Consider the following 16,179-nt stretch of genomic DNA (forward strand, 5'->3'; position numbering starts at 1 on the left):
TTGCTAGTTAAAAGCTTATATCGACAAATTTATAAATTTATGAACACCTATAAAGAAAATTTTATTTTTCAATAATAAAAAAATAATAAGCAAAAACTGTGCCAAAATTTTAAAATAAATCTCAATTATCTTAAAAAATTTCAAATTTATTAAAAAGATCTGGATTATTTTCTAAAATATTACGCAAGATCAAATCTTCTATCACGCTTTTAGTGCAATCTGTTTGCTTAGGCCAAGCTCTTAAATAACCCTCAGCTTCACCTTTAGCACTTGCATCTACTCCAAGTCTTTCTTCTTTGATAAAAATATCTCTTTTAGCATCTATATTATTTACCACACGCCAAACAAGCATATAAGAATTTTCAAGCTTATTTTCAGCATCTAAAAACACTAAAATCCTAAAATGTTTTTTAAATTCTAAAAGTTTGTCAAAACTTTGTTCGATTTTTTCTTTTTTATCAAGCAAAATACAAACTATAGGACTTTTACTTTCTTTATAAAATTGCTTTAAATTTAAAAGTTCTACCTTAGTTTTAAAAAGTTCTAGTAATTTTTCATCTTCTAAAATTTCAAGCTCTTCAACTTGTATTTCTTCGCAAGCATCAAGTCCTGCTTTACCCCCAAAACAAGAATTAGGTGAAGCATGATCTAATTGATCACAAATTCCTTCTGAAATTAAAATTTTCTTTGTATTAAAACGATCTAACATATAAGGAATTAAAGCATCATAATCTTTCAAAGAAGGTGCATTTTTATCCACAAAAATTGCATGCTTAACAAAACTCATTTGCCCTACTCCCCAAAATGCATGCATAATTTGTTGCGCATGAGCGGGGTATTTTGCATCGATTTTTGCTAAGATAAGATTATGAAAGACCCCATTTTCAGGCATATTATAATCAATTAAATCAGGTACTGAAGTTTGAAGCAAGGGTAAAAAAATTCTTTCAGTACCAAGCCCCATGATCTTATCTTCTAAAGGAGGCTTTCCTACAACCGTTGCTTGATAGATCGCATCTTTTTTAGCATAAATTTTTTCTACTTTCATCACAGGAAAAAGTTCAGCAGGAGTGTAAAAACCCGTATGATCTCCAAAAGGACCTTCGATTTTAAACTCTTCTAAATCCACATAACCTTCAATAACCACATCACTATCATAAGGTACAAAAATACCATTTTCACAAGGAGTAAGTTTTGCAGGAGTTTTTTTAATAAAACCATAAAGTAAAAGTTCAAAAATTCCCTTAGGTAAAGGTGCTTGAGAACACCAAATATAAAGCGGATCTCCACCTATGGCTATACTTACAGGCATTTTTTTAAAACCAACATTTTTGTATTCGTGATAAAAATTTGCCCCATCTTTATGAATTTGCCAATGTATTAAAAGTTCATTTTTATCACTCATTTGCAAACGATACATTCCAAGATTATTTTGAGTTTTATCTAAATTTTGTGTATAAACTTGCCCCATGGTAATAAATTTACCCGCATCATCTTCCCAAGTTTTTAGTATGGGAAGTTCTTCAAGTGAGTTTAAAATTTCATAATCATACAAGGCTTTATTTTTTTTCAGTCTTTTAGGAGGAATATTTTTAAAACTTAACAAATTCATAAAAAAATCCATTTTTGCTTTAAAACTCGTAGGAATATGAAGCTTGGTGAGTTTTGAAATTTCTTCAGCCACCTCTTCATAATCACGTCCAAAAGCTAAATTTAAAGCCTTTTCATTGCAAAAAGTATTCATCAAAACAGGAAATTTATATTGTTTATTTAATTTTTTATCTATAGGATTTTTAAATAATAAAGCCTTCCCTTTTTCTCCTTTTTTAGCTTCTATATAGGCTAAATGAGCGATTTCAAGATCTACATCTACAGGTTCTTCAATTACCCTTAAAAGATCATTTTCTTTTAAAATTTGAATAAATTCTTTCATATCATACTCTCAGCTTTTTTTAAAAGTTCTTTAGCACCTTTAGCAATAAACTCCTTAGCCAAACTCTCTCCAAAACCTTTAAAATCATTCTTTTTAATCATTCTCTTATCTTTTAAAATTTCACTTCCATCGGGTAGTCCAAGTACCGCACGCACACAAATTTCATCTCCCAAGAGCTCTGCGTTAATACCTATAGGAACTTGACAACCTCCTTCTAAAGTAGCAATAAATTCTCTTTCAATGCTTGTTTCAATCAAAGCATTTTCATCATTTAAACATTTTAAAAGTTCTAAAATTTTTTCATCATTTATACTTTCTATACCTAAAGCTCCTTGAGAAGCCGCAGGAATAAGCTCATCTTTGCTAAATTCATAAACAAAATTCACTTGCTTATCTAAGTTTAAGCGTTTAATTCCCGCCATTGCCAAAATAATCGCATCAAAATCATTATTTTTTAATTTCTCTATACGAGAATTGACATTACCACGCAAAGAAATAATATCTAAATCAGGTCTTAATAATAAAAGCTGCATCTTGCGTCTAAGACTAGTAGTGCCTATTTTTGCACCTTTTGGTAAAGAAAGAAAATCTTTATAATTTTGACTTAGCATAGCATCATTGCTTTGCTCTCTTTTGCTTACCGCTGCCAAAACTAAACCTTGAGGAAAAAAACTAGGCACATCTTTTAAACTATGCACTGCTAAATGTGCTTCTTTTCTTAACATACTTTCTTCAAGTTCTTTTGTAAAAAGTCCTTTACCACCAATTTTTGCCAAAGGAGAATCCAGCAAAACATCGCCTTTTGTTTTAAAACCTTCTAAAAGCACTTCAATTTGATGTGTATTTTTTAAAATTTGGGCTACATGCTCACTTTGCCAAAGAGCCAATTGACTTTTTCTTGTTGCGATAATAAGCTTCATTTTCTATCCTCTATAATTTCAACATCAATAATTTCTTCATTAGAATTTTGATACTCTTGCTTGGTGTATTGATATTTTGATTTAGTTATTAATTTCAAAGCAATACCAAAGAAAAATACAAAAATTCCAAAAACACTTGTAATAATCCCTGGAAAAACAAGCAAAAACCCTGCGATAACAAAAGAAAATTGTGTTAACATATCCTTTAAGCCACCCATTTGAAATTCAAGCATATTTTTCCAAAAAATTCCCAATAAAACCGCACCAAAAATCATACTCAAAAGTATGAAAAATAAAAAATTACCAAAACCAAAAAACACTATAAAAAGTATACTTGCAATAATTTCAAGTACAAATAAAGGGCTTAAACTTAATTTATAATTCATAACACTTTCTTTTTAAGAATTTCCATAAGTTCATCAGTTTTTATAAGTTCTTTTATCAAACCTTCTCTTTGGATAAGCTCTATTTCATTCTTTTCTAATCCCTTGCCAACAACTAACGCATAAGGAAAGCCCATAAGTTCAAAATCATTCATTTTAACCCCAAAACGCTCATTTCTATCATCAAGCAATACCTCTAATCCAAGATTAGTTAAATCCTCATAAAGCTTATTAGCAAATTCTAAAGCCTTTTCATCTTTGAGATTTGAAACAATAATTTCAAGCACAAAAGGAGCTAAAGTTTTATTCCAAATACATCCTTTTTCATCATGACTTGCTTCAATAGCTACAGCCAACAAGCGTGAAACACCTATGCCATAACATCCCATGTAAAAAGGCTGACTTTTGCCATTTTCATCTAAGAAATTTGCATTCATCGCTTTGGAATATTTTTGTCCTAGCTTAAAAATATGCCCTACTTCTATACCTTTACTTTGTTTTAATTTTGCTCCACATTTAACACAGCAATCCCCTTCTTTAACTTCAATCAAATCTTTAAAACGATCTTTATTTAAATTTACAACATCAATACCGATTAAATGATAATCCTTTTCATTCGCACCCATAATCATTTGCTTTTCGTTTTCAAGCTCAAAATCTATATAAAAATCTATATCTTTTAATCCCACAAAACCTATAAAACCAGCTACTAAGCCAGCTTTTTCCAATTCTTCTTCGCTCGCATCGACTAGTTCAAGGGCACTGCAAGCATTTTGAGCCTTGATTTCTTGCAAATCATCACTTCCTCTTATAAAAAACACAACTAATTTGCTTTCATTTTCATAAATAGCTTTTTTTACCACTGCTTTAATCGTATAAAAAGCATTAATTTTAAAAAATTGTGCTAAAGAATCTATAGTTTTAATATTTGGAGTGTGAAATTTACTTGCATAATTTGCTTCAGGACGCTCATCTTGACAAGTTTTTTTAGCTCTTTTTGCAGCTTCAACATTAGCCGCATAATCACAATTTTCACAAATTAAAATATCATCTTCCCCATTTTTTGCCAAAACCATAAATTCCTTAGAACCACTTCCACCAATAGCCCCACTATCAGCTTCAACTGCTCTAAAATCAAGCCCCATTCTTTGTAAAATTTGAGAATAAGTTTTATACATAAGCTCAAACTCACGCCCTAAATCTTCTTCATTAGCATGAAAACTATATCCATCTTTCATTAGAAATTCACGACATCTTAAAAGCCCAAATCTAGGCCTTGCTTCATCACGAAATTTAAGTCCAATTTGATATAAGTGCAAAGGAAGTTGTTTATAGCTTGTGATTTTGTTTTTTACCAAAGAAAGCATAGCTTCTTCATGTGTTGGACCTAAAACAAATTCATTTTCTTTTCTGTCTTTAAAACGCAAAAGTTCTTTTCCAAAAACATTATAACGCCCACTTTCTTGCCACAAACTTGCAGGAGTGATAAAACTAAGATTTACTTCTTGTGCTCCAGCCTTATCCATTTCTTCTTTAACTATATTTTTAATCTTGTCTAAAACTCTTTTTCCCAAAGGCAAGAAATTATAAAGTCCGCTACCAATTTGTTCTACAAAACCCGCACGCGTTAAAAAAATATGACTAGGTAAACTCGCATCTTTTGGCGCTTCTTTTAAACTTGGTGCATAAAATTTAGTAAATCTCATCATTATTCTCCATATCAAATTCACATTTATATTGATTTAAACCTTCAAGATTATTTTGCAAATCAAAAACATAACGCATAGCATTAATCACTGTATCGCTTTGCATTTTACCTTGTAAATGTTTCAAATTTACAGTAGGCGTGTGTAAAAAAGCCTTAAAAACTTGATGAATCAACTTTCTAGCCTCTTCTTTATCAGATTTTTTCAAATATCCTTTTTTTAACGCAATTTCAAGTTGTTTATCTGCATATTCTTTAGCTTGCAAGCGTATAGCTTTGATAATAGGCATCAAAGCCAAATCGTTTAAATACCTAAAAAATTCACTTGTTTCACGACCTATTATCCCATAAGCCATACGAGCTTCTTGTTCTCTTAGTGCTAAATTTTTTTGAACCACAATTTCAAGATCATCTACAGCAAAAACAGATATATTTTCATTTTCATTGATATCAATATCCCTTGGAACTGCAATATCAAAAAAATACCTTTTATAAGAAAGTTCTTCTATTAAAGAATTTGTAATAATAGCATTTGGTGCATTGGTAGCTGAGAAAAAAAACTCGTATTGATTTAAATATTTTTTTAAATTTTCTAAACTATCATATTCGCTTAAAACACCAAGTCTCTCACACAAATCTTTAGCTTTTTGTAAATCACGATTTAAAATAATCACCTTAGCACCCGCAGCAATTAAATGTTTTGCCGCAAGTTCTCCCATCTCTCCAGCTCCAATAACAACAGCTTTTTTTTGCGTTAAATCTGCAAGTTCTTTTGCTTTTGCCACGGCAACGCTAGCTACAGAAATAGAATTTTTAGAAATTTGAGTTTCATTGCGTACCTTAGCAGCACATTTAAAAGCACTATGTACTGCTCTTGAAAGGTGTACTCCACAAAAATTATTTTTTACAGCAAAAGCAAAGGCATCTTTTAATTGTCCTGCTATTTGAGTTTCTCCAACCACCAAACTATCCAAAGAACTTGCTACAGAAAAAAGATGGTGGATTGCTCCACTATCTTCAAAAATATCAGCTTTTTCAAGTAAAATATCTTTATCAACATCACAAAGTAAAGCCAAAGATTTAACAATAAACTCCGCACAGGCCATTTTTACAAAAGCAACAATTTCAACACGATTGCAAGTACTTATAACCAAACATTCTTCAATATTTTCATGAGTGCTAATGATTTTTAAAAACTCACTTTTTTTAGCTTCATTGGAAAAGCTTAACTTTTCCCTTAAGGCAATATCTGTATTTTTATGAGTAAAAGATATACAATAATACATTAAAATTCCCTATCTATCATAGCTTTAATAATATCATTAAGCTTGTTATTATCATATTTTTCAATTGCTTTTCTAGCCTTTTTTGCATAAGTTTTAGCTTCTAAAATAGCTTTTTCTAAAGCTTTTTGTTCTTCAAATTTAGTTTTTAGCCATTCTTTTTCATTTTCATTTAAATCTTTTTTAAATAAAGTCTGCAAATATATCCTATCTTGCTCTTGTAAATTTTCATAAAGATAAATATAAGGCAAGGTAGTTTTACCCTCTTTAAAATCATTCATAGCAGGTTTTCCAAGAATTTTTTCATCACTCTTAATATCTAAAATATCATCAATCATCTGAAAAGCAAGTCCTAAATTTTTACCATATTCTGCAAAATCTTTTTCATATAATCCAGCCAAAATAGCTCCGCATCTAGCACTTGCTTCAATCAAAACAGCTGTTTTATTATAGATCATTTTCAAATAAGCTTCTTTATTGATATTAAATTTCTCTCCCAAATCAACATCCATAAGTTCGCCTATAGCAAGCTTTACAACAGCATCTGAAATAATACTTGCAAATCTAGCATCCATTTTGCTTAATTCATAAAAGGCTTTTGAATACAAAATATCGCCCAACATAAGAGCATTTTTTGTACCAAATTCAGCATTAACAGATCTTGCTCCACGCCTTAATTCACTCTCATCGATAATATCATCATGTAATAAACTAGCAAGATGTATCAATTCTATAGCTGCGCAAATTTTAAAAGCAATCTCACTCTCATCTGCGATAGCTAATAATAATTTAGAGCGTAATTTCTTTCCTGATTTTACATTTGAAAGCATATTTAAAATAGGTTCATAGCCAAGCTCTTGTAAAAACTGTTTTATTAATTCATCTATTTTTTGCACTATCTTTTCCTTGTTAATTGCTATTATTATTTTCTTTGCTTGTTAATGGTTTTACCTGAGGTTCGTTAAAATTAATCATAGGAACAACCTGATTATTTTGCGGTGGATTTTGTAAAGCTTTTTTTCTCGGATCTAAAAATTCTACCATTAAGCGAGATTCCTTATCTTCTATATAAACCGTAAAAGTTGCCAAACCTTTATTATAACCACTAAATTCTAAAATAAGTCTTGCTCTATCAATATGTGGATTAGTATAATCAGGTATTAAAGTTTGAGTTACCCAATCTAAATTTCTTCTTAAACTCATCACAAATTGACGCGGATATTTGCGAAATTTCGAATGTACGATGATATTAGTATTATCAAACAAAGTCCAATAAAAATCAAAATTTTGCACCTTATCTTCATAGCCTATTTCTTTAATCTGCACACTAGCTCTCTCATCTTTTTTAAGTATAAATTTATAAGTATAATCAAAAGTTGGTTCAGATGCTAAAACATTACTAAAAATAAAAAAAATACAAATTAAACAAGGGCTTATTTTAAACAATTTTAGCCTTCGTGTCCTAAAATTTTTGCGCCCAATTCTATATAAATATCATTTTGCCTTTCTTCTATAAAATCACCATTTTCTAATATGAAATTTTTTACATCCATTTCTGTTAAACCTTGTTTTTCCAAAAGTTCCACCATGGCAATATGATCAGCAAAAAATTCCTCAAAAACTTTTTCTAAGGCTCCTAAATTTCCATTTTGTATAATTTCTATAAATTTTTCTTTTGGAGTTTTATTAAACATTTCATCAAAAAAATCCATTAATTTTCCTTGAAAATATAAGTTTTTGATTATAAAATTTTAATCGTTAAAAGTAGCTAAATTAAAATAATTAAAATTTAAATTTTATTTGCAATGTGTAAAATTTTAGAAGTTAAATTCCGCATGATGCGGAATTTATTATGAATATGGTTTTGCTTGAGTGGCGTATTTTACACCCAGATCAAAAGCTTTAGCATTTGCATCACGAGTTTTTGCAGGAACCATATGAAGCATAGTTTCTTTTAAAACATCTAAATCTATACATTTGCTCATATAAGCAGCAATTGCAAGTGCAACAACTGATTGAGTAGCCACATTTCCTACCTCATCTTTAGCTATGGTAATAATAGGGATTTCAAAAATTTGCCATTTTTTATAATCTTCACTTTCAGGATGTACTAAATTTGGCTCTACAACTATAATACCTCCTTCTTTTACACCCCCACGAAAACCTTTATAACCCTTATCTGCAGTCGAAAGCATAAAATCTACTTCCCCTTCTACAGCATAAGGAAATAAAATTTCTTTATCATCAATGATAATATCCACCTTAGTAGGACCGCCACGCACTTGTGAAGTATAAGTAGAAGCCTTAAAAGCTTGACGACCTTCTTTAATGGCTGCTTCTGCTAAAATTTCTCCTGCGGTGATAACACCTTGTCCGCCTTCACCGCCAAATCTTAATTGATATTTCATTTTAAAGCTCCTAAATCCACCATTCTTTTTTCTTTGGCTGCACGACGTACTTCTTCATAAGCGTGGCAGTATTCTGGCTGAGAATTATCTTCATGTAAAATTCCTGTTGGAAATTTATCTTTTCTTTCTTCAAAATCCATGCTTTCAAATTTAGCTTTATCCACAACACGATTTTTAATCCAATCAAGCATAGCTACAGCTTCGCCCATTTTGTTTTTTCTGCCTAGATTGATATGACAATTTGAAAAAACATCTACAAAACTATAACCCTTATGCGCTAAAGCCTTATAAATTAAATTTTCAAGCTTATTAGCTTCGATCACATTACCCCTTGCCACAAAAGAAGCTCCTGCAGCTTTAGTTAATTCACACGCATCAAAATTAGGGTCAATATTTCCAAATTGAGCTGTTACTGTATAAAAACCTTTTGGAGTGGTTGGGCTTGTTTGGGAATTCGTAAGTCCATAGATAAAGTTATTGATCACAATGTGGGTTAAATCAATATTTCTGCGACAACCATGTATAGTATGATTTCCACCAATTGCCAAAGTATCCCCATCTCCGCTTACTACAATAACATGTTTACTAGGATTGGCTAGTTTAATGCCTGTTGCATAAGCTATTGCTCTACCATGAGTTGTATGAACTGTATTGCAATTTACATAAGAACTCATTCTGCCACTACAACCTATACCCGAAACAAGACAAACATCATCCATATTCCAACCAAGTTTTTCTATCGCGCGGATAATACATTTTAAAACAACACCATCGCCACATCCCCAACACCATTGAGTAGGCATTTTATCTACTCTTAGATATTCATCATAATTAAAAGCCATTTATATATTCTCCTTTACCTTAGCAATAATTTCACTTGGAGTGATAGGACGACCATTTGCACGGTGCAAACTAATAAAATCGCGACACGAAGTTACTCTTTCAATCTCTTCAAGATATTGTCCCATATTAAGCTCGCTTACCATTACTTTTTTAAATTTGCTTACAACTTCAGCGATTTTTTTCTCAGCCACTGGATAAAGAGTAATCGGACGGAAAAGCCCCACTTTAATCCCTTGCTCTCTTAATCTTTGTATAGCTTCTTTTGCTGAACGACTCACGCTTCCATAAGCAATGATTAAAAATTCAGCATCATCAAGCATATACTCTTCATAAGTACAAATATCTTCTTGATTGTTTTTTATTTTACCTATGAGTCTTTCCATATTTTTTTTCACTATAACTCCATCTTCAGTTGGAAAACCTATATCTCCATGATGAAGTCCTGTAACATGATAACGATAACCTGTAAAGAAAGGATTTAAAGTTGCAGGCTCATTTTCTCCTGCTGCATAAGGTTTATAATCCTTTTTATCGCCTTCAAATTTTTTACGGTTATATACTTTAATATCTTTTAAATCAGGTAAAACCGCTTTACCATTCATGTGCCCTACAGTTTCATCCATAAGTAAAAATACTGGAGTCATATATTTTTCAGCTAAATTAAACGCTCTAATGGTTTCTGTATAAGCTTCTTCAAGACTTGCAGGAGCAATAGCAATACTTGCAAAATCCCCATGAGTTGGTGCTTTAGCTTGAAACAAATCTCCTTGTGCTACACGAGTTGGAAGACCTGTTGAAGGACCACCTCTCATAACATTTACAATCACAAGTGGAATTTCAGCAATAAATGCAAGTCCTATTTGCTCTGCTTTTAAAGAAATTCCTGGACCGCTACTTGCAGTCATGGATTTTACTCCACTCATTGCCGCACCAATAGCCACGCTAATACCTGAAATTTCATCTTCCATTTGTATAAAAGTTCCATCATTTGCAGGAAGCATATGGCTTAATTCATGAGCTATCTCACTACTAGGAGTAATAGGATAACCTCCAAAAAATTTACATCCACAATCAATCGCAGCTTTGGCGATTAAAACATTACCTGTTGCTATAACTTCTCTCATTATTTTTCCTATGCTAATTTTTTGTATTTGTTATTTTTTACGGCTACAGCTCTATCTTTAGCCTCAGCAGTAAGTTTGGCAAATTTAAATTCATCTCTTTTTGCCACCATAATAGCAAAATCAGGGCAATGTGTCTCACACTCGGTACAGCCTATACAGGATTCAGGGTGTACCACCTCTATCATTTGTCCTAAAACCGCATGCACATCATCGCGCATAGCTAAAACCCCAGCGGGGCAATAGCTAACACAAATATTGCATGCTTTACATCTATGCTCATCTACCCAAACAGGGGTATCTTTTGGAGCTGTCATACTCATGTTTTTTCCTTTATTAACCTAATATTTTTTGAATTTCTTCACCAATCAAAGCCGGAGAATCCACCACATGAATTCCATAGCTTTTTAAAGCTTCTTTTTTAGCTGCAGCGCTTTCATCAGCACTTCCTACTATGGCACCTGCATGCCCCATTCTTTTGCCTTTAGGAGCAGTTGCACCTGCAATGAATGCTACCACAGGTTTGCTAATATTTTCTTTAATAAATTTAGCCGCTTCCACTTCCAAACTACCACCAATTTCACCTATCATTACAATAGCTTTAGTTTCATCATCTTTTTGGAATTCACTTAAAAGTTCTTTATAAGCAAGACCTATGATAGGATCACCACCAATTCCTACTGCAGTAGAAATTCCATAACCACCTTGAACTACCTGATTAGCAGCTTCATAAGTTAAAGTTCCACTTTTTGAAATAAGCCCCACGCAACCTTTTTTAAAAATAAAACTTGGCATAATACCTAACTTACATTCTTCAGAAGTGATAATACCTGGACAATTTGGTCCAATGATTTTCATACCCTTTTTATTAGCATATTGCTTAGCAAACATCATATCCTTTACAGGCGTATGCTCGGTGATTACAACTGCAAGCTTAATACCCGCATCAGCTGCTTCAATCACGCTATCACCCACAGCAAAAGCAGGGACAAAGATCAAGCTCACATCAGCCTTTGTTGCTTTAACCGCATCTGCAACGGTATCAAAAACTGGTTTACCTAAATGAGTTTGTCCGCCTTTATGAGGGGTGACACCTCCAACTATATTTGTACCATAAGCCATGCATTGCTCAGCGTGAAAAGTTGCTTCTTTACCTGTAAAACCTTGAACTATTACTTTTGTATTTTTATTAACCAATATACTCATTTTCCATCCTTATCCTACTAAACTTTTTACAAGCTCTGCACCGTTTTTAAGATTGGTTGCTGCTTTGATATTTTTAAGATTTGAATTATCTAAAATTGTCTTTGCTTCTGCTGCGTTAGTGCCATCAAGACGCACTACAATTGGAATATTTACCTCAACATTCTTAGTAGCTTCTAAAATTCCATTTGCTATCCTATCACAACGAACAATACCACCAAAGATATTGATAAATATAACTTTTACATTTTTATCTCTTAAAATAATTTCAAAAGCCTTTGCAACAGTTTCTGGAGAAGCTCCCCCACCTACATCTAAGAAATTTGCAGGTTTTGCACCACTATAATTAATAATATCCATAGTTGCCATTGCTAGACCCGCACCATTTACCATACAAGCTACATCTCCATCTAATTTCACATAGCTTAAGCCAAATTCAGCCGCTTCTCTTTCAGCAGGATTTTCTTCAGTAGTATCTCTAAGTTCAGCAATTTCAGGATGACGATAAAGCGCACTATCATCAAAACTGCATTTTGCATCAAGGGCATAAAAATCCCCTTCTGCAGTTTTAATTAAAGGATTAATTTCAAGCATATTCATATCTTTATCCATGTAAAGCTTATAAAGTTTAGCTATCATAGAAATGAGTTTTTTGCCTTCATCTTTATCAAGTCCCAAAACTCTCGCTACTTCAAGTCCATGAAACATTTTAAATCCAATTTGTGGATCAATACCTACTTTTGCAATTTTTTCAGGACTTTCTTTGGCTACTTTTTCTATATCCATCCCTCCTTCACTTGAAGCGATAATGGTAATTTGCTCTGCCATTCTATTAAACAAAATAGCCAAATAATACTCTTTTACTATATTAGCACCACTTTCTATATAAAGTTTTTGCACAAGTTTGCCTTCAGGTCCTGTTTGATGAGTTACTAAATTCATTCCTAAAATTTTACTTGCATAATCTTTTACCTCATCTAAATTCTTAGCGATTTTAACACCACCACCAAGACCACGGCCTCCTGCATGAATTTGAGCTTTAACTGCCCAAACACTACCGCCTAATTCTTTAGCATTAGCCACAGCTTCATCTACGCTAAATGCAACTTTTCCCTTTAAGGTAGGGATGCCATTGTCTACAAAAATTGCTTTTGCTTGATACTCATGTATGTTCATTTATTCTCCTTTATATTGATATTTGATTAAAGATTTTTCTAATTTGTCTTTTTCTTGCAAACTAAGATCCATTTTCATGATTTCAATCACACCTTCAAGTCCTAATCTTGCCATAACTCCCAAGGCTTTGTTTTGCACTCCAAATTCTCCATGTAAAATCACACTCATAGGTAAAAACTCGCCACTTCTTATAGACTCAAGCATTCTTATACAAGCACTAGCAGGGGCTAAATAAGCTGAAGTTTTAAGATGTTTGATTACTTTAGCTCCACCTGTTTTAACTTCATTTTCTAAATCCTCAAATTCTTCTTCATTTAAAAATTCGCTTATATTTTTATTTTTAACACTTGCGTAAGATTTTACCAAAACCATATCATCATTATGAAAACCAATAAGTCTTGTATCCACTCTTGACATTTTGACATTAAGTTTTTTGGCAAGTTCATACTTAAATCTTGCATTGTCTAAAACACCCGCCATGGCTATAATTTTCTTTGATAAAAAAATCCCGCTTTCATAAAGAGTATTAAGTAGAAAATCCACAGGATTAGTTAAAATAATAAAAAGCGGATCTTCTGTAAAATCTTTAATTTTTTTAGCACAATCAAGCATAATGCTTGTATTTAACTGAAGCAATTCTTCTCTACTTTGCCCATCTTTTCTAGCAAAACCTGCACTAAAAAGCACTATATCTGAATTTTTGGTATGAGTATAATCTTTAGTGCAAAGTAAATCTATATTTAAATTTAAAGCAGCTATGCTTTGAGTAAGCTCTAGTTCTTTTGCGTAAAGCAAATCCTCGTTAATATCTACTAAAACAATTTCATTTGCTATTTCTCTTAAAATCAAAGCATAAGCTACGCTTGAACCTACATTGCCAGCCCCTATAACAGTGATTTTCATCTTTGTCCTATTTTTTCTAAAATAGCGTTAAAAGTTGCACTTGGACGCATAATTTTATTTGCTTTTTCATCATCAAATTTATAATACCCACCCAAATCCACTTTCACACCTTGTGCATCGTTAAATTCGGCTCTGATTTTTTCTTCATTAGAAGAAAGCTCTAGGGCAATATCTTTAAAAAAGCTTTGAAGCTCCATATCACTTGCCTGTCTTGCTAAATGATTTGCAAAATACATTGCTAAATAAAAATGACTTGTTCTATTATCATCTTCTTTGACTTTTCTTGATGGAGCTTTATTATTTTCAAGCCATTCGCCTATAGCCTCATCAAGACATTCTGCTAAAACCTTAGCTTTATGATTGCCACACTTATTTGCATAAAATTCCAAACTTGCTTGCAAAGCCAAAAATTCACCCAAACTATCCCAACGCAGATGATTTTCTTCGACTAATTGTTCTACTTGTTTAGGTGCTGAACCCCCTGCTCCTGTTTCAAACATAGCTCCACCATTTAACATAGGCACAACAGAAAGCATTTTTGCACTTGTTCCAAGCTCTAAAATAGGAAAAAGATCGGTTAAATAATCCCTTAAAACATTACCCGTGATAGAAATAACATCTTTACCTTCTCGGATTAACTCTAAACTTCTTAAACAAGCTTCTTTTGGAGTTAAAATGGCTACATTTTTACCCTTTTCTTTTAAACGATTTTGTACCAAAGTTATCATGATTTTATTACTAGCTCTTTTGCTATCTAACCAAAAAATAGCTTCGGCTCCACTAAGTTCTGATCTTTCTATACCTAAATCAATCCAATTTAACACTGCATCAAATTTAGCCTGATTAGCTCTATAAATATCACCTTTTCTAACCTTATGTTCTAATAAAACTTTACCGTTAGAAACTATTTTAAAAGTTCCTTCTTCTTTAGCCACAAAGGTTTTATCGTGCGATCCATATTCTTGAGCTTTTTTAGCCATTAAACCTACATTAGATACACTGCCAAGTTTTGAAGGATTTAAAGTACCATTTTTATGCAAATCTTCAATAACTGCCTCATAAATAGTTGCGTAAGTTTGATCAGGAATTACAGCATTTGTGTCCTTTTCCTTACCTTCCTTATCCCACAATCTTGCGCCATTTTTAAGCATTGCAGGCATAGAAGCATCAACGATAACATCGCTTGGAACATGAAGATTTGTAATGCCTTTATCTGAATTTACCATAGAAATATCTGCAGATTTAGCTAAAATTTCATTGTATTTTTTTAAAATTTCATCTTTTTTGCTTGAATTTTCGATCTTACTTAAAAGCTCACTTAAACCATTATTTGGATTAATGCCTAATTTTTCAAATTCATCTTGAAATTCGATAAATAATTCTTTAAAAAATACTTTTACCGCATAACCAAAAAGTATAGGATCACTTACTTTCATCATTGTAGCTTTTAAATGCAAAGAAAAAAGCACATCATCATCTTTGCTTGCTTTAATTTCTTTTGCATAAAATTCCTGAAGTTTTTGCACATCCATAAAAGTAGCGTCTAAAATTTCATTTTTTTCAAGTTTTAAGCCCTCTTTTAAAATTTCTTTTTTACCATCAACGCTTGTAAATTCTATATTAGCCACACAATCTTGATCGATTAAAACCGCTTTTTCATTAGAGAAAAAATCCCCTTCTTTCATATAAGAAACACGAGTTTTTGAGTTTGGATTAAACTCAACCACACGATAAGGATTGTTTTTTGCATAATCTTTTACCGCTTTTGTTGAACGACGATCTGAATTTCCTTGTCTTAATACAGGATTAACCGCTGAACCTAAAACTTTTTGATATTTTGTTTTAATTTGCAATTCTTCATCATTTTTTGGCTCATCTGGGTAATTTGGTAACATGTAACCCTTATCTTGCAATTCTTTAATCGCCGCCTTAAGCTGAGGAATAGAAGCTGAAATATTTGGGGTTTTAATAAGATTTGCATCCGATCTTTTGACAAGCTCACCTAAAAGTTCTAAAGCATCTTCACATCTTTGTTCCTCTTTTAAATACTCACTAAAAGTAGCTAAAATCCTTCCAGACAAAGAAATATCCGAGGTTTTTACTCCTATATGTGCCCTACTTAAAAAAGCTTTCACTATAGGCAAAAACGAATAAGTCGCAAGAGCTGGAGACTCATCTGTTAAGGTATAAGTAATTTGCATTTTTAGTCCTTTAAAATACTTATTTTTATTTTCATTTTTAAGTATATTACAAATAAAAAAAAATGCAAGAGTAAGTTTAAAGTTTGTTTTAGTTTTCAAA

The 16,179-nt window shown here is 32.0% G+C and carries 16 protein-coding genes; all 16 read right to left on the reverse strand.

All coding sequences use genetic code 11. The features are described 5' to 3' along the window. Window positions 1-130: 130 nt before the first annotated feature. A complete protein-coding gene (locus tag AJ889_RS03745) occupies window positions 131-1,933 on the reverse strand; it encodes a menaquinone biosynthesis decarboxylase (RefSeq protein WP_002935291.1) in 1,803 nt (600 codons plus the stop codon). Continuing rightward, the gene (gene hemC / locus AJ889_RS03750; protein ID WP_002820769.1) at window positions 1,930-2,853 is read right to left on the reverse strand and encodes a hydroxymethylbilane synthase; all 924 of its coding nucleotides are present in this window, start codon (window positions 2,851-2,853) and stop codon (window positions 1,930-1,932) included. The genes AJ889_RS03745 and hemC overlap by 4 nt, the downstream gene beginning before the upstream one ends. Beyond that, complete coding sequence (gene fxsA / locus AJ889_RS03755; protein WP_002854991.1) at window positions 2,850-3,239, reverse strand: FxsA family membrane protein; 390 nt, start codon at window positions 3,237-3,239, stop codon at window positions 2,850-2,852. Before fxsA ends, hemC begins: the two co-directional genes overlap by 4 nt. After that, window positions 3,236-4,945 (reverse strand): proline--tRNA ligase, encoded by a 1,710-nt coding sequence (locus AJ889_RS03760; protein WP_074484741.1) that lies wholly within the window; start codon window positions 4,943-4,945, stop codon window positions 3,236-3,238. Before AJ889_RS03760 ends, fxsA begins: the two co-directional genes overlap by 4 nt. Beyond that, window positions 4,929-6,227: a glutamyl-tRNA reductase gene (gene hemA / locus AJ889_RS03765; RefSeq protein ID WP_002854989.1), complete on the reverse strand. Its 1,299-nt coding sequence runs from the start codon at window positions 6,225-6,227 to the stop codon at window positions 4,929-4,931. Before hemA ends, AJ889_RS03760 begins: the two co-directional genes overlap by 17 nt. Next, entirely contained in the window at window positions 6,227-7,120 is an 894-nt protein-coding gene (locus AJ889_RS03770; protein ID WP_002864642.1) for a hexaprenyl-diphosphate synthase, read from the reverse strand. The genes hemA and AJ889_RS03770 overlap by 1 nt, the downstream gene beginning before the upstream one ends. A 13-nt stretch (window positions 7,121-7,133) precedes the next feature. Then, window positions 7,134-7,670: a hypothetical protein gene (locus tag AJ889_RS03775; RefSeq protein WP_002858491.1), complete on the reverse strand. Its 537-nt coding sequence runs from the start codon at window positions 7,668-7,670 to the stop codon at window positions 7,134-7,136. A gap of 2 nt (window positions 7,671-7,672) precedes the next feature. Next, complete coding sequence (locus AJ889_RS03780; protein WP_002854834.1) at window positions 7,673-7,936, reverse strand: DUF2018 family protein; 264 nt, start codon at window positions 7,934-7,936, stop codon at window positions 7,673-7,675. 138 nt (window positions 7,937-8,074) lie between these two features. Continuing rightward, a complete protein-coding gene (locus AJ889_RS03785) occupies window positions 8,075-8,632 on the reverse strand; it encodes a 2-oxoacid:acceptor oxidoreductase family protein (RefSeq protein WP_002812564.1) in 558 nt (185 codons plus the stop codon). Further along, the gene (locus tag AJ889_RS03790; protein WP_002854895.1) at window positions 8,629-9,474 is read right to left on the reverse strand and encodes a 2-oxoglutarate ferredoxin oxidoreductase subunit beta; all 846 of its coding nucleotides are present in this window, start codon (window positions 9,472-9,474) and stop codon (window positions 8,629-8,631) included. The genes AJ889_RS03785 and AJ889_RS03790 overlap by 4 nt, the downstream gene beginning before the upstream one ends. Further along, a complete protein-coding gene (locus AJ889_RS03795) occupies window positions 9,475-10,599 on the reverse strand; it encodes a 2-oxoglutarate synthase subunit alpha (RefSeq protein ID WP_032589522.1) in 1,125 nt (374 codons plus the stop codon). A gap of 8 nt (window positions 10,600-10,607) precedes the next feature. Further along, window positions 10,608-10,919 carry a 4Fe-4S binding protein gene (locus AJ889_RS03800; protein WP_002854819.1) on the reverse strand — a complete coding sequence of 104 codons (312 nt, stop codon included), beginning with the start codon at window positions 10,917-10,919 and terminating at the stop codon, window positions 10,608-10,610. A 13-nt stretch (window positions 10,920-10,932) separates the two neighbouring features. Next, window positions 10,933-11,802 carry a succinate--CoA ligase subunit alpha gene (gene sucD / locus AJ889_RS03805; RefSeq protein WP_032584717.1) on the reverse strand — a complete coding sequence of 290 codons (870 nt, stop codon included), beginning with the start codon at window positions 11,800-11,802 and terminating at the stop codon, window positions 10,933-10,935. Window positions 11,803-11,811: 9 nt separating this feature from the next. Further along, on the reverse strand, window positions 11,812-12,975 hold the full coding sequence (sucC, locus tag AJ889_RS03810) for an ADP-forming succinate--CoA ligase subunit beta (RefSeq protein ID WP_002858590.1): 1,164 nt from the start codon (window positions 12,973-12,975) through the stop codon (window positions 11,812-11,814). Then, window positions 12,976-13,878, reverse strand: coding sequence for a malate dehydrogenase (locus tag AJ889_RS03815; protein WP_032584719.1), 903 nt, complete (start codon window positions 13,876-13,878; stop codon window positions 12,976-12,978). Then, on the reverse strand, window positions 13,875-16,079 hold the full coding sequence (locus AJ889_RS03820; RefSeq protein WP_002867678.1) for an NADP-dependent isocitrate dehydrogenase: 2,205 nt from the start codon (window positions 16,077-16,079) through the stop codon (window positions 13,875-13,877). The genes AJ889_RS03815 and AJ889_RS03820 overlap by 4 nt, the downstream gene beginning before the upstream one ends. Between the last annotated feature and the right edge of the window lie 100 nt (window positions 16,080-16,179).

The organism is Campylobacter sp. BCW_6468 (assembly GCF_001762865.1).
Lineage (GTDB): Bacteria > Campylobacterota > Campylobacteria > Campylobacterales > Campylobacteraceae > Campylobacter_D > Campylobacter_D jejuni.